This is a genomic window from Sphingomonas sp. F9_3S_D5_B_2 (assembly GCF_054263715.1).
Genome location: NZ_JBSZFB010000001.1, coordinates 276,561 through 292,312, shown reverse-complemented (window position 1 = coordinate 292,312; position 15,752 = coordinate 276,561). Strand labels below are relative to the sequence as shown.

Here is a 15,752-nt window from a genome sequence, read left to right as displayed (position 1 = left end):
GCTAGCTGTGGCGCTTCGTTAGCGTCACCTGCGCAACATCGATCGCACCGCCCCGGAAGCCGCCTTCGCAGTACATCAGGTAATAGCGCCAGAGGTCGTGGAAGTCGCTGCTGAAGTCCGTGAGCTTCCCTGCGGCAACGGCAGCGTCGTAGCGCTGCCGCCAACGGTACAGCGTCTCGGCATAGTCGCCGCGGAACCCGTCGCGGTTCTCCCAGCTGAGGCCGCGATCGGCAGCGAGCGAGGCGAAACGCGGCTCGTCGAGCAGCAAGCCGCCCGGGAAGATGTAGGTCTGGATGAAGTCCGGGTTGCGCGCATAGCGGTCGAACAGCCGGTCATCCATCGCGATGAACTGCAGCGCGGCGCGGCCACCGTCGCCGAGATTGCGGGCGATGCAGTCGAGGTATGCGCCCCACCAGCGCTGGCCCACCGCCTCCACCATCTCGACCGAAGCGATCGCATTGAACTGCTCGGCAGTCTCGCGATAATCCTGAAGGCGGATCTCGATGCGATCGGACAATTGCGCGTCGGCAATCTTGCCCTCGGCCCAGCGCTTCTGCTCCGCAGAGAGGGTCAATCCGACGACTGTAGCGCCGCGCCGCGCAGCCTCCATCGCCAGCGTCCCCCAACCGCAGCCGATCTCCAGCAGGCGCTGGCCGGGCTTCAGATCGAGACGGTCGAGCAGCAGCTGGATCTTGCGAAGCTGCGCCTGTTCCAGCGAGTCCTGCCGCGAGGCGAACCGCGCCGAGCTGTACGTCATCGTCTCGTCGAGCCAGGCGGAGTAGAAGTCGTTGCCGAGGTCGTAATGGGCGGCGATGTTTGCCTTTGCAGTGCCTGGCGCGTTGTCCCGCAGCCGATGGGCGATGGCGTTGACCCAGCGGAACGGTCCCTTCGCGCGGCCAACGTCCCCCAGCGCAACGGCGTTGGACGAGAACAGCTCGAAGATGGCGACCGGATCGGGGCTCGACCACTCACCGAGCGCCCACGCCTTGTACCAACCCACGGAGCCGGAGGTCGCGAGGCGAACCAGAGACATCCAGCTCTTGAGCCGGACGACTGCGGTCGGGCCCGCTGCACGGAAGCCGATACGCCGTTCGCTGCCGTCGGGGCGCGTGAGCTCGATGCCGCCGCTGGCAAGCCGCCGGTCGATCTGGTCGAGCACCGCACCGAAAGCCGGTGCCAGCAGCCGAGCCAGTCGTCCGCCGCCGGTCGCGAAGCCGCGATCGCCGTGCACCAGATGTTGCCCCCGGCTCGCCATGCCTCGGGAGTTATTCCGCAGGAGCGGGCGTGTCGAGCGGGATGAGGAAGGCGTTGCGCCTGAACACCTTGCGGACCGGGGCCGGGATCGTTGCCGAGCGCATGGCGCTATAGAAGCGTTGATCGGTCAGATAGGCCTTGCCGCCAAGCACGACCACAAGCGGCATCCGCGACCAGACCAGGAATGCGCGGACGTGGGCATCTTGCTCGACGGCGCTGGCGAGGCGAGGATCGTCGAGGCGGAGCGGCTCGGCGTCCGGAGCAAGCGTCAGCCCCTTGTCCCAGTCGAGTTCACCGTCGCCCCACTGGTTCGCGCTGCGCCAGGCCATGCTCCGCCGCCAGAAGGCGAAGGGCGGCGGGCTCGCGACGACCAGGGTCGGCTCGACCCCGCGCTGGCGAAGGCGGTCCGCGATGGTGCGCTCGGCCCAGCTGCTCTCAGCGACGTTGAACGCGATGTACGCCAGCATCAACGCGCCGGCGATCTGGGCGGGCCGCCCGGCGCGCGCGCTGCCACGGCGCCAGCGAACGGCCGACCAGCCGATGCCAGCTACCATCAGCACCCAATAGACCCAGTCGACGATGAAGATCGCGTCCGCGGAGTACCAGCGCCAGCTCGCTGGCGAGAAGATCGCGATCGCGTAGGTCGTCAGCCAGTCGAGAAAGGGGTGCGTGAGCACCGCCAGCAGCGCTGCGACGAAGAGCGGCACGGGCCTTAAAGGCAGGCTTCCAGGCCGCGGGCCGACGAGGCGATCCACCAGCCAGAGGATCCCGACGATCGCTGCCGCGAGAATCGGCCAGGCGAATACCGAGTGAACCGGCCCGCGGTGGAAGCTGATGCCCTGCACCGGCAGCACCAGCGGCGCGAATACGTCGATGTCGGGCGCATTGGCCCCGAGCAGGCAAGCAGCCATGGCGAAGCGCGAGCGGCGCTTCAGCCCCATCTGGCCGAGCAAACCGCCCACCAGCGTGTGAGTGATATTGTCCAATTAGGCCGCGACGATCAGAGCTGGTGAGGCTCCTTGTCGACCTGCCAGGTCTGGCCCTTGGAAACGAGCGCCTGGAGGTCGGGCGTCTTGCCCTTGGCGGCGGCGGAATTCTGTTCGACGACGGCGCTCTCGAAGGTCGGCGCCGGGTCTTCGTAGATGACGCCGAGCGCGACCGGGAAGCCTTCCGGCATCTCGATCAGCATCGCCGCGAGGGTGCGGTTCTTTGGGTCGTGGACCATGACGTCGGGGTCCTCGCCGTCGACGATCTTCAGCGCCAGCCGCTCGCGGTCGAGGGCGATGCCCTTGGCGCCGCCGGCGAACAGCATCTTCTCACCGGCTTTCAGCCACAGCTGCTTATCGGTCGCGACCGCGCGCTCGGTGAAGCTGGCAAACACGTCGTCGTTGTAGACGACGCAGTTCTGGTAAATCTCGACGAAGCTCGCGCCCTTGTGGGCGTGGGCGGCCTTGAGCACGTCGGGCAGGTTCTTGTGGACGTCGATGCCCCGCGCGATCAATCGAGCGCCGGCACCAAGCGCGAACATGCACGGCGTGATCGGCCGGTCGACGGAGCCGAACGGCGTCGACGGGCTGCGCGTGCCGATGCGGCTGGTCGGCGAATATTGGCCCTTGGTCAGGCCGTAGATCTCATTGTTGAACAGCAGGATCTGGCAGTCCAGGTTGCGGCGGAGCACATGCATCGTGTGGTTGCCGCCGATCGACAGCGCGTCACCATCGCCGGTGATGATCCACACGTCGAGTTCGGGGTTGGCGAGCTTGATGCCGGTTGCCACCGCCGGCGCACGACCGTGGATCGTGTGGAAGCCGTAGCTCGCCATGTAATAGGGGAAGCGGCTGGAGCAGCCGATGCCGCTGACGAACACCGTCTTTTCGCGAGCGACGCCGAGGTCGGGCATGGTCCGCTGGACGGCTTTGAGGACCGCATAGTCGCCGCAGCCTGGACACCAACGGACTTCCTGGTCCGAGGCCCAGTCCTTTGCCGTTGTGGGCGCGATCGGAGTGACTTCGTTCATCCGTGCGGCCTCAGCTGCCAGATCAGGTAAAGGACGACGACGAGCAGGATTACCATCGGCCAGACGTTCATTTGTTTCATGCGAATGTTCCCAATGTTCGCAGTGACTGCGCGGCTCTGCGCACGCCGGTCACGACAGCGCCCCATCGATCGCCGCCTCGATCTCCGCGATGCGGAAAGGGTGGCCGCTGACCTTGGTCAGCGACTTGGCATCGACCAGATATTGGTCGCGAAGGACGGTCTTGAGCTGGCCCATGTTCATTTCCGGCACGATGATATGCCGGAAGCTTCCGAGTAGGACAGACATGTTCTTCGGCATCGGCCAGATGTGGCGGATGTGGACGTGCGCGACGTCCTGACCCTTACCAAGCGCACGGCGGACAGCCTGGTGGATCGGGCCGAACGTGGAGCCCCACCCGACGACGGCGACATCCGCGCCTTCGCGGCCCAGGCACACGTCCTGGTCGGGAATTGACTCGGCCACGCCGAGCACCTTTGCGGCACGCGTGTCGGTCATCTCCTGGTGGGCCGTCGGGCTATAGTCGATATTGCCGGTGCCGGGCTGTTTCTCGATGCCGCCGATACGGTGCTCGAGCCCCGCGGTGCCGGGGCGGATCCACGGCCGTGCATGATCGTCGTTGCGGGCGTAGGGCATGACCCCCTCGCCTTCCCCCGGCGGAGTGTCGAAGTAACTGACAGGGAACGGCTGGTAGCGGCTCATGTCGGGTACCCGCCAGGGCTCGGCGGCGTTGGCGATATAGCCGTCGGTGAGCAGCATCACCGGCGTCATGTAGCGAGTGGCGATGCGGCAGGCCTCGATCGCGCAGTCGAACGCATCGGCGGGCGAGCGGGCGGCGATGACCGGCACCGGCGCGTCGGCGTTGCGGCCGTAAACGGCCTGGTAGAGGTCTGACTGCTCGGTCTTGGTCGGCAGCCCCGTCGAAGGTCCGCCGCGCTGCGAATTGACGACGACCAGCGGCAGCTCGGTCATGACGGCGAGACCGATCGCTTCCGTCTTCAGCGCAATTCCGGGACCGGATGACGAGGTGATGCCGAGGCTGCCTGCATAACTGGCGCCGATCGCCGCGCAGATTGCGGCGATCTCGTCCTCCGCCTGGAAGGTCGTGATCCCGAACTCCTTCAGGCGCGCGAGGTGGTGGAGCAGCGGGCTTGCCGGGGTGATCGGGTAGGAGCCGAAGAACATGTTGACGCCGGCGAGCTGGCAGCCCGCGACGAGGCCGAGCGCGAGCGCTTCAGCTCCGGTGACGGTGCGGTAGAGGCCGGGCTCAGCAGGGGCGGGCGCGAGATGGTGCTGCTTGAACGGCACGCCGATCTCGACCGTCTCGCCATAGGCATGACCGGCGTTGAGCGCGGCAGTGTTGGCTTCCGCGAGCTCGGGGGCCTTGGCAAACTTGGTGTTGAGCCAGTCGACGATCGGCTGCCGGTCGCGATCGAACATCCACAGCGCGAGGCCGAGCGTCCACATGTTCTTGCAGCGCAGCGCTTCCTTGTTGCCGAGGCCGAAAGGTTTCACGGCATCGAGCGTCAGCTGCGAGATGTTGAACTGGACGAGCTGCCAGCGAGCAAGACTGCCGTCCTCCAGAGGATTGGAGTCGTAACCCGCTTTGGCGAGATTGCGCGCCGTGAACTCGCCTGCATCGGCGATGATCAGCCCGCCTTCGCGAAGTTGCGCGACATTCACCTTCAGTGCTGCCGGATTCATCGCGACGAGAACGTCGGGCTGGTCGCCGGCCGTCTCGATCGCCGTCGAGCCGAAGTTGATCTGGAAGGCGGAGACGCCGAACGTCGTGCCCTGCGGAGCGCGGATCTCGGCCGGGAAATCGGGGAAGGTCGCAAGGTCGTTGCCGGCGAGTGCGGTCGACAGCGTGAATTGGCCGCCCGTGAGCTGCATGCCGTCGCCGCTATCGCCGGCGAAGCGGACGACCACCGCCTCGGGCGGCGGATGCGCCGTGGCTTCCGTTTCGGTGAGGAGGTGAGAGGCACTGGCCATGCGCCGCGTTTAGCTCGCCTGTTCCGTCATTGCGAGCTTGGCAAAGCAATCGCAGCGCGCTTTCTGGATTGCGGCGCCGCTTAACCGCTCGCAATGACGAAGCATGGGAGACAACGGACTGTACCGGCGCGGCGTCGGGGTGATGCTGCTCAATGGCGAGGGCAAGGCGTGGGTCGGAGCGCGGATCGATAATCCCGCCGACGCCTGGCAGATGCCGCAGGGCGGGATCGATGACGGTGAAGATCCGTGGGCGGCTGCTTTGCGCGAGACCGAAGAGGAAACCGGGATCGCTCCGCACCTGATCGAACCCATTGCCACTGCGCCCGAGCGGCTGCGGTATGACTTGCCCGAGGAATGGCGGGCCAAGCTGTGGGGCGGCAAGTGGCTGGGGCAGGAGCAGGACTGGTACCTGTGCCGCTTCCTTGGCCGCGAGAGCGACGTGAACATCGCCACCAAGCACCCCGAGTTCCGCGAGTGGAAGTGGGTCGAGCCGGAGCGGCTCCCCGAGCTGATCGTGCCGTTCAAGCGCGAGCTTTACGTGGCTGTGCTGGAGGCGTTTGCTTCGTACCTGTGACGGTGTGGCGTTCGCGCTGACAGGCCGCTAGGAGCCTCCTGATGGGGGAATTGTCGTCCACTGAACGCGAGGCGGTCGAACGCATCGACGGCGCAGTCATGCTCGATCAGGTGCTTGCCTGGTCGGCGATCAACAGCGGCTCGCGCAACCTCGCGGGGCTGGAGCGGATCGGGACCAAGCTTGCCGACGCGTTCGCCGCGCTTCCGGGCGAACTGCGGTTCGAAGAGCCTGCAGCAGTCGAGAGCGTCGACAATTCGGGGCGCACGTTCGCGATCGAGCATGGCAAGCACCTTCACCTGACCGTCCGGGCGGACGCGCCTGTCCAGCTGCTTTTCACCGGCCACATGGACACGGTGTTCGGTGCCGATCACGCCTTCCAGCAAACCGAGTGGCTCGAAGATGGCGTGCTTGGCGGTCCGGGGGTTGCAGACATGAAGGGCGGCATCGCGGTCATGCTCGCGGCACTCCAGGCTGTCGAGGCAAGCTCGCTCGCCGAGCGCATCGGCTATGAAGTCGTGATCAACAGTGATGAGGAGGTTGGCTCGCCCGCGTCGGCGGACCTGTTGGCGCGAGCGGCTCAGGGCAAACGGGCCGCGCTGACCTACGAGCCGGCGGCGCTTCCCGACGGGACCCTTGCGGGTGCGCGGCCCGGCAGCGGCAATTTTTCGATCGTCGTACATGGACGATCCGCCCATGCAGGACGCAATCCCGAGGACGGGCGGAACGCATTGCTTGCGGCGGCGGAGATCGCGCTGCAACTCGCGGAAGCCAAGTACCCGGGCCTGAGCGTCAACCCTTCGAAGATCGACGGCGGCGGACCGACCAATGTCGTTCCGGACCTCGCCATCCTGCGCGTCAACATGCGGCCGCGCACGCCCGAGGACGAGGAGCGTGCCCGCGCGATCGTGCGCGACACGGTCGCCGAGGTCGCAAGCGCGCGCGACGTTCGGATCGAGGTGCATGGCGGTTTCGGACGCCCGCCCAAGCCACTGACCGCCGAAGCCGAAGCGCTGTTCGCACTCGTGAAGAACGCCGGCGCCGATCTCGGCCAGGCGATCGCATGGCAAGCGTCGGGCGGCGTTTGCGATGGTAACAACATCGCCGCCTGCGGCGTGCCTGTCGTCGACACGATGGGTGTGCGCGGCGGCAAGATCCACAGCATGGAGGAATTTCTGATCGTCGACAGCCTCAAGGAGCGCGCGGCCCTGTCCGCCGTCACGATCCTGCGGCTGGTGGGAGAAGCCGCATGAGCTTCCGCGTACGCGCCGCCGGGGCGGACGACTTCGCGGCGATCTACGAGATGGCCAAGCTCACGGGCGGTGGCTTCACCAACCTGCCTGCCGACCGCGGCACGCTGGTCGAGAAGCTCGCCAAATCGGACCGCTCCTTCAGCCGGACCGAGGAAACCCAGGCCGGCGAGCTTTACATGTTCGTGCTCGAGGACCCGAGGGCCGGCATCGTCCGCGGCACCTGCCAGGTGTTCGGGCAGGTCGGCACCGATCACGCCTTTTACAGCTATCACCTCAGCACGCTCACGCAGACGAGCCCGGAGCTCGGCAAGACCTTCCGCAACCAGATGCTCAGCCTGACCACCGACCTCGAAGGGTCATCGGAGGTCGGCGGGCTGTTCCTTCACCCGGCGGTCCGCGCCGGCGGCTGGGGCTCGCTGCTCGCGCGCAGCCGCTATCTCTTCATCAAGCAGCACCGCGCGCGCTTCGGCGACCGCACGCTCGCCGAACTGCGCGGCGTGATGGACCAGGGCGGCAACTCGCCCTTCTGGGACGGCCTCGCCGGCCGCTTCTTCGGGATGAGCTTCCCGGAGGCCGACGAGTTCAACGCGGTTCATGGCACCAAATTCATCGCCGACCTGATGCCGAGGACGCCCATCTATCTGTCGATGCTTGCCGAGCCCGCCCAGGCGGTGATCGGTCAGCCGCACCCCACCGGCCGCGCTGCGCTGCGCATGCTTGAGGAAGAGGGGTTCGTCTACGACCGCTACGTCGACATCTTCGATGGCGGACCGACCGTGACTGCACCGACCGACCGCATCCGCACCATTCGCGAGTCCACGACCGAGACGATCTGCGAGATCGGCAACGCCGGCCGCACCAAGATGCTGCTTGCCGCGGGCCGCCTCAAGGAATTCCGCGCCTGCTGCGCGTCGGTGAAGCGACTGCCGAAGAAGGGCCTCGGGATCGATGCCGCGACCGCCGAGCTGCTGGGCGTCGGCGTCGGTGACGAAGTGCTGGCGGTGGCGCGCTGATGCTCGGCGAGATCAACTTCGATGGCATCGTAGGGCCAAGCCACAATTACGCCGGACTGAGCTTCGGCAACTTGGCGTCGACGCGCAACGCCGGACAGGTATCGCAGCCACGCGCCGCAGCGCTGCAGGGCCTCGACAAGATGCGCGCCAACCTGGCGCTTGGCCTGGCTCAGGGCATCTTCCTTCCCCACCGCCGCCCGAACCGCGCCTGGCTGGACGAGCTTGGCACGACGATCGAGCAAGCCGACGCTGCACTCGCAGCCAATGCGATGTCCGCCTCCCCCATGTGGGCAGCCAATGCGGCCACGGTGTCACCGGCGCCCGACTCCGCCGACGGGCGCTGCCACCTGACGGTCGCGAACCTTCGCACCATGCCGCACCGGAGCCACGAATGGGCCGGGACACTGGACCAGCTGGAAGTCGCATTCGTGGATGCCGCCGCATTTGCCGTGCATGGCCCCGTGCCTCCGGCATTCGGTGACGAGGGCGCCGCGAACCACATGCGGCTGGCGCCGGCCCATGGCGAGCTAGGTATCGAGGTCTTCGTCTATGGCGTGACGGGCGGCGCCTTCCCGGCGCGGCAGCACGTCGAAGCATCCCGTGCGATCGCCCGGCGTCACGCCCTCGATCCCGCCCGGACGATCTTCGTCGAGCAGTCGGAAGAAGCGATCGCTGCCGGTGCCTTCCACAATGACGTTGTCGCGGTTGCAAACGAGCGGGTGCTGTTCGCCCACGAAAAGGCATTCGCCGAGCGCGAAGCGCTGGTTGCGCGGTGCGCGGAGCTGGTGCCAGGCTTCGAATATGTCGAGGTGAGCGACGCCGAGGTGCCGCTTGCCGATGCGATCAGGTCCTACCTGTTCAACGCGCAACTGGTGAGTCCTCCCGACGGGGCGATGACGCTGGTCGTGCCCGGCGAGTGCCGCGAGGCGCCGACCGTCTGGCGCTGGCTTGAGCGGCATGTGGAGGGCAACGGCCCGATCCGCCGCGTCGAGGTCGTCGACGTGCGGCAGTCGATGGCGAATGGCGGCGGCCCCGCTTGCCTTCGCCTTCGCGTGGTCGCCGATCCTGCGACTGTCGATCCACGCTTCATGGTGGACGCTACGAAGCTGGACCGGATCAGCGAAGTGGTTGCCGCAAGCTGGCCAGAGCAGATCCACACCGATGACCTGCAGAACGCCGCGCTGATCAGCGATGTCGAGCGCGCGCGGGCTGCCCTGCTGGATTTGTTAGATTTGAACGAACTTCTGTAAGGTTAATTTACGGTTTACCAGATTTCTTGACGCAAGAATGGCTCTAATCCGCCGCTGGCACGTTCCCTGCTTAAGGAATGACGATGCTAAAGCGCGTAGGACGCCTGTTCGTGATCAAGACCCGCACCGAGGCGTGGCTGGTCATCTATGCCATCGCGGTCGGCGCCATCGAGCGCGGCCGCCATTATCTTGAAATGTACCCGGGATACGGCGGCTGGATGCTTGCGGTCGCCTGCACCGGCGTGGTGTTCCTGGCGGGTGCGAGGCTTCTCGATTCCGTGCGCCCTCCCGCACCTACAGTGGTCGCCGGCCCGTTCGGAGCAGAGGCTCGCCGGCGCCTGCCGCTGAGCCGCAGCCGGCCGCGGCACCTTCCGGTCAGCCGCGCATCGGCGCGCTTCTCTTCAAGACGACGCGACTAGCCAGTCCGCGAGCGCGAGCCGCAAAAAACAAATGCGCGGGGCGTGAACCCCGCGCATTCGCTTACGCAGTACAACTCACAAACTAGGTCAGGCGGCGCTGAGCTCGCCGTAGTTGGGGCGGCTCCCACTCCAGAACACGCGCGTGGCGGCCGAACCGTGGGTGTAGGCTTCCTTGAGCGGCATGGCCGTCGAGCAGAACGCGCACTCGGCAGAGACGCGGCCGATCAGCCAGTGGGTACGGCCGCAGCCGGGGCAATGGTTGACTTCGCCCTCGTGATAAACAGCGTGATACCCACGGTCGCCAGGATTAAACGGTGCGCGGCGGGCGTTGGTCGAACTCAGCATGATCTTCGTCCTTCGAGCCTTAATTGCAGCTTCCAACGAGCCGCGAGTCGTTAGGTTTCCCTGGATATCCGCTTCACCCTCGCCCCTGTCACCCCGACGCAACAGGGGTGTGCCGTGCCGGGACAGTTCGTCCCGCCTGTGGATAGTAACCCTTCGTTAGCCAATGCCCTGCAAAGTCGATTCGGGGACAGCCTGAGTGGAAAGGGCCGGGGGACATGGAGTCGGACGCGCGTTACTACCGCCGCAGGGCCGTCGAGGAACGGATGGCCGCGCAACGGGCCGTTACCGACGCCGCCCGCGCCTGGCACGCCAAGCTTGCCGCCGAATATGCGCAACGCGCGACGATTTCACCGACGCCGATGGTTACGGCCTGACTGGCACGCCCTCGGGTTAGTCCGCCGTTTCGCTTTCCTTGATGGCGTCGAGCACCGCCTCGGGCGCGACCATCCGCTTCATCTCCTCAACCTCAGGTTGCCGCGCCGGCTCGATGTCCATGCGGGCGGCGATCTCGGAGACCAGCTGAATCAGCTTCGTGATCTCGGCCTCGGCAAGCAGGCTGATCTGCACGTCGAGCTCGGCACGGCGGTCTGCCGCCGCTGCCATCCGGTTCTGCGTGATCAGGATGAAGGTGGAGAGGAAGATCGCCTCGACCGAAGCAATCATCGCCAGGACCACGAAGCTCGGGTCCCAAGCGTGGACGCCGGGAATGGCGCCGACATTGGCGACGATCCAGAGCCCGTAGAGTGCCGCGTGAAGGTAGACGAAACCCATGGTGCCGCTGAAGCGCGTGATGGCGCTGGCCACCCGCTCCTGGACTCCAGCCCCGTCCTCCTCGTCGCGCCGCCGGCGCCGCATCGCTTCGATGTTGCGCAGGAGCGAGCTGTTGAGGTTTTCCGGGCCCGGCGGTGGAATGGTCGGCGCTTCGCTCATGCCGCGAAAGAACGTGCCGGCAACGAGCGGCGTTCCGGAACCACGAACGGAAAATGGCGCGCCCGGAACGATTCGAACGTCCGACCCTCAGATTCGTAGTCTGATGCTCTATCCAGCTGAGCTACGGGCGCGCACTGCCTTGAGGCAGGGGCGCGACATAAGGGCCGCCGCCGAAACGCGCAACCCGCGCAATTGCGACTTGGGCACGCGCTGCCTACAGGTTTCGAGCAATGCGCAAAGCCCCTGCCCTGCTCCTGCTCACGCTTCTCTCCGGCGGCTGCGCCGCGCCCGGAGGGCCCTTCCCGTCGCTGCAGCCACGGGCTGCTGAAGCGATCGATCCGCGCGTCCCCGTGGAACGGCCGATGAACCCGAGGCCCGCCGATGCTACTCTGGCCTCAAGGCTCGCAGCGCTGGTCAGCCAGGCACATTCGGGGGAGGCCGCCTTCGCGCCGCTGATGGCATCGGCCGAGCGGCTCGCAGGGAATGCCGGTGCATCGCAGAGCGAAGGCTGGATCGCCGCCGAGGAAGCGCTGAGCGCGGCGATCGCCGCTCGCGGCCCGACCACTCGCGCGCTCGCCGAGATCGACACCCTTGGCGGCGACGAACTGGAAACGCGCGGCGGAATGGCTCCGGCCGATGTCGCCGCCGTGGGGAGCGCCGCGGACGAGGTTGGCGCGATCGACCGCCGCCAGGCCGAGCGCGTTGACGCCGTGCAGGCGCGGCTCGGCAGCTAGGCGAGCGCGGCCGCTCGGGCTTCCGGCCAGTCGGCTGCGTCGATCCGGTAGACGATGTTCGGGTTCAGCTCCGGGCCGTAGCGTTCGTCGACGAAGTCGAGGTCTGCGCGCCGCACCATCCCGAGCCGCTTCATCAGGCCCCAGCTCGCTGCGTTCGCTTCGACGGTCAGCGCAACGACGTGCGGGGCGGCGAAGCGGCCGAACGCGAGGTCCAGGCTTGCGATCGCAGCCTCCTTGGCGATGCCCTTGCCCCAGGCTTGGGGCTGGAGCCGCCAGCCGATCTCATGCTGCCCCGTCAGGCTGCCAGCCCCCGGTGAGACGACCCGCTTGATCCCGCAGAAGCCGAGGATGTCGCCCGTCGTTCGATCCTCGACGATCCAGAAGGTGTGGCCAAAATCGCGCTGGTAACCGATGACGCGCTGATAGGCCGCTCGCCACTCTTCGGGGAGTTGGACACCGCCGAGGTGCTCCATGACCTCCGGCCGGTTCATGACCGCGTAGAAGCGCTGTTCGTCCTCCGCGTCCCACTCCCGCAATCGCAGGCGGGCAGTTTCCGCGACAATCTCAGCCACGGATGAGGCGCGCGGCGTCGAGTGCGTGATAGGTAAGGATGCCGCTTGCGCCAGCACGCTTGAACGCGAGGAGCGTCTCGAGGATCAGCGCGTCGCGGTCGGCGGCCCCGGCGGCCGCGGCATGCTCGATCATCGCGTACTCGCCGGAGACCTGGTAGACGAAGGTAGGCACGCCGAACGCGTCCCTCACCTGCGCGACGACGTCGAGATAAGGCAGGCCGGGCTTCACCATCACGAAGTCTGCGCCCTCGGCGAGGTCTAGTTCGACCTCGCGCAGCGCCTCGTCGATGTTCGCGGGATCCATCTGGTAGCCGCGCTTGTCGCCCTTCAGCCGACCGCGCGACCCGACCGCGTCGCGAAACGGCCCGTAAAAGGCCGACGCGTATTTGGCGGCATAGGCCATGATGGCGACGTTCTGGTGACCCGAGTCCTCCAGCGCGGTGCGGATCGCTGCGACGCGTCCGTCCATCATGTCCGAGGGCGCGACGATGTCTGCCCCCGCCTCTGCCTGAACCAGCGCCTGATCGACGAGGACCTGGACCGTGTCGTCGTTGATGACGTTGCCGGCGGTGTCGATCATGCCGTCGTGGCCGTGGCTGGTGTAAGGGTCGAGCGCGACATCGGTCAGCACGCCGACCTCCGGCGCAGCGTCCTTGATCGCCTTGATGGCGCGGCAGATCAGGTTGTCGCGATTGAGAGCCTCCCGGGCGTCATCCGTGCGCAGGTGCTCCGGCGTGTTGGGGAACAGAGCGACGCATGGAATTCCGAGTTCGGCGGCAAGCTTCGCCTGAGTCCCGATCCGGTCGATCGTCCAGCGCGAGACCCCCGGGAGTGAAGCGATCGGCTCCTCGCAATCGCGGCCATCGCAGACGAACAACGGCCAGATGAAGTCGCTCGGGTGCAGACGGTGCTCGGCGAGCATCTCGCGCATCCATGGCGCGACACGGCCACGGCGCATGCGAAGGGCGGGGAATGATGCGGACATGCCGGCGCTCTAGCCCGCACGGGTGGCGGAAAGAAAGACGGCGCTTGCGCATTCCATCCCTGTGGATCTCCCAAGACGCGCAATCCTGATCGTGAACACCGCCAGCCGCAGCGGAGCGGATGCCTTCGAGCAGGCGCGGGAAAAGTTGGTCGCTGCGGGCGTAGAACTGATCCAGGCGCGGCCGGTCAGCGAGCCGGAAAAGCTTTCCGAAGAAGTCCGCTCTGCAATCGAACGTGCGCCGATGGTGATCATGGGCGGCGGTGACGGGACGCTGTCGAAAGCGATCGACCATTTCCTCGGCAAGGAGACGATCTTCGCCCTGCTTCCGCTGGGCACGGCGAACAGCTTCGCGCGGACGCTCGGCATTCCGCTCGATCTCGACGGAGCGGTCGAGGTGATCGCCACCGGCGAGGCGCGGCGGATCGACCTTGCGGTGATCGACGGCGACTATTTCCTGAACAATGCGGCGCTGGGTCTCGCGCCCAAGATCGCCGAGACCGTGCCCGACGGGCTGAAGCGTCGGCTAGGCCGCTTCGGCTACCTGGTCTGGGCGGGCTGGTCGGCTGCGAACTTCAAAGCCTTCCGGCTCACCGTCGATGACGGCACACGCGCCCACCGCATGTGGGCGACCGAGGCACGCATCGCCAACGGCCGCTTCCACGGCGGAGTCGAGCTAATCGAAAGCGCCGACCTCGAAAGCGGGCAGATCGTCGTGCAAGCCGTCGAGGGACGAAGCCTTCTCAAGCTCGGCTGGAGCTATCTGGCAAGCGCGCTGAAGGCCCCGTCACGGCACGAGGCCGTCCGCGAGTTCAAGGGCCGCCGAATGCGGATCGATACAAAACCGCGGATGCGCGTTTCCATCGATGGGGAGATCGGCGCCCAAACGCCGTTCGAGGCCAGCGTCGCAGCCGAGGCAGTCCTCGTCGCCGCCCCTAGCCAGCGGGGTTGAGCGCTCCGCCGGGCTCCCGGGTCGCTTCCGCATACTCGCGGCAATCGTCCTCGCACGGGCGTTCCTCCGCCGTCATACGCGCGCGCCTCCACCCGCCGTGGAAGTAGAATGCTGCTGCGAGCGCGAGGTTGACGAATGAGCTGACGGGGAAGCTGGTCCAGAGGGCGTCGGCGTGGAGCCAGCCGTAGGTGCCGATGATCCAGCCGAAACGCACCGGCACGAGTCCGACGCACAGGATCAGCAACGGCCCCCAGACAGCGCCGTTCGCGCGGACGGTGCCGAACAGAACCATCGTCACTCCGAACATCAGGAAGTTCCAGGTGGCGAGGACGTGGATGTGACGGGCGATCGGCAGCGCCGGGCTGCCGGTGCCCATGAAGAGGCCCAGCACGGCGCGGTCGGCCAGTGTCATCAGGACAATCAGCACGCCCGTGATCAGGACGGTGTAGCCGACGCCCGAGCGTGTGATGCGGTTGACGCGATCCCAGCGCGAAGCCCCGATGTTTTGGGCCGTCATCGCGCTGACCGCGGCGCCGAGCGCCATCGCCGGCATCTGCACGTAGGTCCACAGCTGCATCGCGACGCCGAATGCTGCCGTGGTGTCGACGCCCTCGCGATTGACCAAGCCAACGAGGAACAGCGACGACATCGAAATGACGATCATCTGAATCCCCATGGGCAGCCCCTTCGAGATGATCGTCCCGAGAAGCTGTGGGTCTGGGATCAGGTAGCGCAGTTCGCGCCCGCGAAGGCGAAGCGGCAGGTCCTTGATGTACATGTAGGCCACCAGGCCGATCAGGGCCGCGTAATTGCCGACGAGCGTCGACATTGCCGAGCCGGCGATGCCCATCCGCGGCACGGGGCCGAGCCCCAGGATGAACACCGGGTTCAGGCCGCTGTCGAGGACAACCGCCACGATCATGAACCAGAGCGGGGTCATGCTATCGCCGGAGCCGCGCAGCGCCATCATCAGGAGCGTGAGAAGCAGCAGTGCCGGCATCGCAAGAAAGATGACGCGCAGGTAGGCCAGCGCCAGCGGCACAGCCGCCGCCGGAGTGCCGAGCAGGCTGAGGATTGCCGGCGCCAGGAACCAGCCGGCGATCGCGATGAGGATCGTGATCATCGCGAACGAACCTCCCGCCGTGCCGAAGACGCGGCGTGCGCCCTCGACGTCCTTGCGGCCCCAGAACTGGCCGATGAGGATGGTCGAGGCCATTCCGAACCCGAAGACGAAGGCGGTCAGCAGGAACATGACCATGTTCGCGTTGGACGTGGCAGCAAGCGCGCTTTCGCCCAGAAAGCGGCCGACCCAGATGGCGTTGATAGTCCCGTTCAGCGACTGCAGGATCGACGAGGCAAGGGTCGGCAGAGCGAAGGCGAGCAGGGTCGGCCCGATGCTGCCCTGCGTGAGGTCGCGGCCGCGTCCCTTTGGTGCTGCGTCTGCCATTCC

18 protein-coding genes and 1 tRNA gene are annotated in these 15,752 nt (G+C 66.7%); 8 read left to right on the top strand and 11 right to left on the bottom strand.

Features of this window, described 5'->3' with window-relative positions; genetic code table 11:
- Position 1: 1 nt before the first annotated feature.
- The 5 genes from ACUXST_RS01360 to ACUXST_RS01340 are packed head-to-tail and all read right to left on the bottom strand — an operon-like array spanning position 2 to position 5,281.
- Positions 2-1,255: a class I SAM-dependent methyltransferase gene (locus ACUXST_RS01360; protein ID WP_458388160.1), complete on the bottom strand. Its 1,254-nt coding sequence runs from the start codon at positions 1,253-1,255 to the stop codon at positions 2-4.
- A gap of 10 nt (positions 1,256-1,265) precedes the next feature.
- Complete coding sequence (locus ACUXST_RS01355) at positions 1,266-2,240, bottom strand: metal-dependent hydrolase (RefSeq protein WP_458388159.1); 975 nt, start codon at positions 2,238-2,240, stop codon at positions 1,266-1,268.
- A 14-nt stretch (positions 2,241-2,254) separates the two neighbouring features.
- A complete protein-coding gene (locus tag ACUXST_RS01350) occupies positions 2,255-3,271 on the bottom strand; it encodes a 2-oxoacid:ferredoxin oxidoreductase subunit beta (RefSeq protein WP_458388158.1) in 1,017 nt (338 codons plus the stop codon).
- On the bottom strand, positions 3,268-3,417 hold the full coding sequence (locus ACUXST_RS01345) for a hypothetical protein (RefSeq protein ID WP_458388157.1): 150 nt from the start codon (positions 3,415-3,417) through the stop codon (positions 3,268-3,270). Before ACUXST_RS01345 ends, ACUXST_RS01350 begins: the two co-directional genes overlap by 4 nt.
- Positions 3,401-5,281, bottom strand: coding sequence for a 2-oxoacid:acceptor oxidoreductase subunit alpha (locus ACUXST_RS01340; protein ID WP_458388156.1), 1,881 nt, complete (start codon positions 5,279-5,281; stop codon positions 3,401-3,403). Before ACUXST_RS01340 ends, ACUXST_RS01345 begins: the two co-directional genes overlap by 17 nt.
- A gap of 103 nt (positions 5,282-5,384) precedes the next feature.
- On the opposite strand from ACUXST_RS01340, the gene ACUXST_RS01335 reads away from it, so the two are divergent.
- The 5 genes from ACUXST_RS01335 (at position 5,385) to ACUXST_RS01315 (ending at position 9,787) form a co-directional block, all read left to right on the top strand.
- Positions 5,385-5,855: an RNA pyrophosphohydrolase gene (locus ACUXST_RS01335; protein WP_458388155.1), complete on the top strand. Its 471-nt coding sequence runs from the start codon at positions 5,385-5,387 to the stop codon at positions 5,853-5,855.
- A 41-nt stretch (positions 5,856-5,896) separates the two neighbouring features.
- Positions 5,897-7,105, top strand: coding sequence for a hydrolase (locus ACUXST_RS01330; protein WP_458388154.1), 1,209 nt, complete (start codon positions 5,897-5,899; stop codon positions 7,103-7,105).
- Positions 7,102-8,118 (top strand): arginine N-succinyltransferase, encoded by a 1,017-nt coding sequence (locus ACUXST_RS01325; RefSeq protein ID WP_458388153.1) that lies wholly within the window; start codon positions 7,102-7,104, stop codon positions 8,116-8,118. Before ACUXST_RS01330 ends, ACUXST_RS01325 begins: the two co-directional genes overlap by 4 nt.
- Positions 8,115-9,368, top strand: a complete 1,254-nt coding sequence (locus ACUXST_RS01320) for an N-succinylarginine dihydrolase (RefSeq protein ID WP_458388983.1) — start codon at positions 8,115-8,117, stop codon at positions 9,366-9,368. Before ACUXST_RS01325 ends, ACUXST_RS01320 begins: the two co-directional genes overlap by 4 nt.
- An 83-nt stretch (positions 9,369-9,451) precedes the next feature.
- Positions 9,452-9,787, top strand: a complete 336-nt coding sequence (locus ACUXST_RS01315; RefSeq protein ID WP_458388152.1) for a hypothetical protein — start codon at positions 9,452-9,454, stop codon at positions 9,785-9,787.
- Positions 9,788-9,874: 87 nt separating this feature from the next.
- Here the strand turns inward: ACUXST_RS01315 and ACUXST_RS01310 are convergent, their stop codons facing one another.
- Positions 9,875-10,132, bottom strand: a complete 258-nt coding sequence (locus tag ACUXST_RS01310; RefSeq protein ID WP_458388151.1) for a hypothetical protein — start codon at positions 10,130-10,132, stop codon at positions 9,875-9,877.
- Between the two features lie 215 nt (positions 10,133-10,347).
- On the opposite strand from ACUXST_RS01310, the gene ACUXST_RS01305 reads away from it, so the two are divergent.
- Positions 10,348-10,506 carry a hypothetical protein gene (locus tag ACUXST_RS01305; RefSeq protein ID WP_458388150.1) on the top strand — a complete coding sequence of 53 codons (159 nt, stop codon included), beginning with the start codon at positions 10,348-10,350 and terminating at the stop codon, positions 10,504-10,506.
- A 16-nt stretch (positions 10,507-10,522) separates the two neighbouring features.
- Here the strand turns inward: ACUXST_RS01305 and ACUXST_RS01300 are convergent, their stop codons facing one another.
- Entirely contained in the window at positions 10,523-11,062 is a 540-nt protein-coding gene (locus ACUXST_RS01300; protein WP_458388149.1) for a DUF1003 domain-containing protein, read from the bottom strand.
- A gap of 54 nt (positions 11,063-11,116) precedes the next feature.
- Positions 11,117-11,193 (bottom strand) — tRNA-Arg (locus ACUXST_RS01295).
- 99 nt (positions 11,194-11,292) lie between these two features.
- On the opposite strand from ACUXST_RS01295, the gene ACUXST_RS01290 reads away from it, so the two are divergent.
- The gene (locus tag ACUXST_RS01290) at positions 11,293-11,796 is read left to right on the top strand and encodes a hypothetical protein (protein ID WP_458388148.1); all 504 of its coding nucleotides are present in this window, start codon (positions 11,293-11,295) and stop codon (positions 11,794-11,796) included.
- On the opposite strand, the gene ACUXST_RS01285 is transcribed toward ACUXST_RS01290, so the two are convergent.
- Both ACUXST_RS01285 and hemB read right to left on the bottom strand, forming a co-directional pair.
- A complete protein-coding gene (locus ACUXST_RS01285; RefSeq protein ID WP_458388147.1) occupies positions 11,793-12,368 on the bottom strand; it encodes a GNAT family N-acetyltransferase in 576 nt (191 codons plus the stop codon). The two genes, ACUXST_RS01290 and ACUXST_RS01285, sit on opposite strands and share 4 nt — an antisense overlap.
- Positions 12,361-13,353 (bottom strand): porphobilinogen synthase, encoded by a 993-nt coding sequence (gene hemB / locus ACUXST_RS01280; protein ID WP_458388146.1) that lies wholly within the window; start codon positions 13,351-13,353, stop codon positions 12,361-12,363. The genes ACUXST_RS01285 and hemB overlap by 8 nt, the downstream gene beginning before the upstream one ends.
- Before the next feature lie 61 nt (positions 13,354-13,414).
- On the opposite strand from hemB, the gene ACUXST_RS01275 reads away from it, so the two are divergent.
- On the top strand, positions 13,415-14,302 hold the full coding sequence (locus tag ACUXST_RS01275; RefSeq protein WP_458388145.1) for a diacylglycerol/lipid kinase family protein: 888 nt from the start codon (positions 13,415-13,417) through the stop codon (positions 14,300-14,302).
- Here ACUXST_RS01275 and ACUXST_RS01270 read toward each other — a convergent pair.
- Positions 14,286-15,749, bottom strand: a complete 1,464-nt coding sequence (locus ACUXST_RS01270) for an MATE family efflux transporter (protein WP_458388144.1) — start codon at positions 15,747-15,749, stop codon at positions 14,286-14,288. The genes ACUXST_RS01275 and ACUXST_RS01270 overlap by 17 nt on opposite strands.
- Between the last annotated feature and the right edge of the window lie 3 nt (positions 15,750-15,752).

Bases quoted from the DNA above. Each gene is read 5' to 3' on its own strand.
- ACUXST_RS01305 (WP_458388150.1), top strand. From the start codon at position 10,348: ATGGAGTCGGACGCGCGTTACTACCGCCGCAGGGCCGTCGAGGAACGG.
- ACUXST_RS01270 (WP_458388144.1), bottom strand. From the start codon at position 15,749: ATGGCAGACGCAGCACCAAAGGGACGCGGCCGCGACCTCACGCAGGGC.
- ACUXST_RS01290 (WP_458388148.1), top strand. From the start codon at position 11,293: ATGCGCAAAGCCCCTGCCCTGCTCCTGCTCACGCTTCTCTCCGGCGGC.
- ACUXST_RS01350 (WP_458388158.1), bottom strand. From the start codon at position 3,271: ATGAACGAAGTCACTCCGATCGCGCCCACAACGGCAAAGGACTGGGCC.
- ACUXST_RS01360 (WP_458388160.1), bottom strand. From the start codon at position 1,255: ATGGCGAGCCGGGGGCAACATCTGGTGCACGGCGATCGCGGCTTCGCG.
- ACUXST_RS01335 (WP_458388155.1), top strand. From the start codon at position 5,385: ATGGGAGACAACGGACTGTACCGGCGCGGCGTCGGGGTGATGCTGCTC.
- ACUXST_RS01330 (WP_458388154.1), top strand. From the start codon at position 5,897: ATGGGGGAATTGTCGTCCACTGAACGCGAGGCGGTCGAACGCATCGAC.
- ACUXST_RS01300 (WP_458388149.1), bottom strand. From the start codon at position 11,062: ATGAGCGAAGCGCCGACCATTCCACCGCCGGGCCCGGAAAACCTCAAC.
- ACUXST_RS01310 (WP_458388151.1), bottom strand. From the start codon at position 10,132: ATGCTGAGTTCGACCAACGCCCGCCGCGCACCGTTTAATCCTGGCGAC.
- hemB (WP_458388146.1), bottom strand. From the start codon at position 13,353: ATGTCCGCATCATTCCCCGCCCTTCGCATGCGCCGTGGCCGTGTCGCG.
- ACUXST_RS01315 (WP_458388152.1), top strand. From the start codon at position 9,452: ATGCTAAAGCGCGTAGGACGCCTGTTCGTGATCAAGACCCGCACCGAG.
- ACUXST_RS01345 (WP_458388157.1), bottom strand. From the start codon at position 3,417: ATGGGGCGCTGTCGTGACCGGCGTGCGCAGAGCCGCGCAGTCACTGCG.
- ACUXST_RS01340 (WP_458388156.1), bottom strand. From the start codon at position 5,281: ATGGCCAGTGCCTCTCACCTCCTCACCGAAACGGAAGCCACGGCGCAT.
- ACUXST_RS01325 (WP_458388153.1), top strand. From the start codon at position 7,102: ATGAGCTTCCGCGTACGCGCCGCCGGGGCGGACGACTTCGCGGCGATC.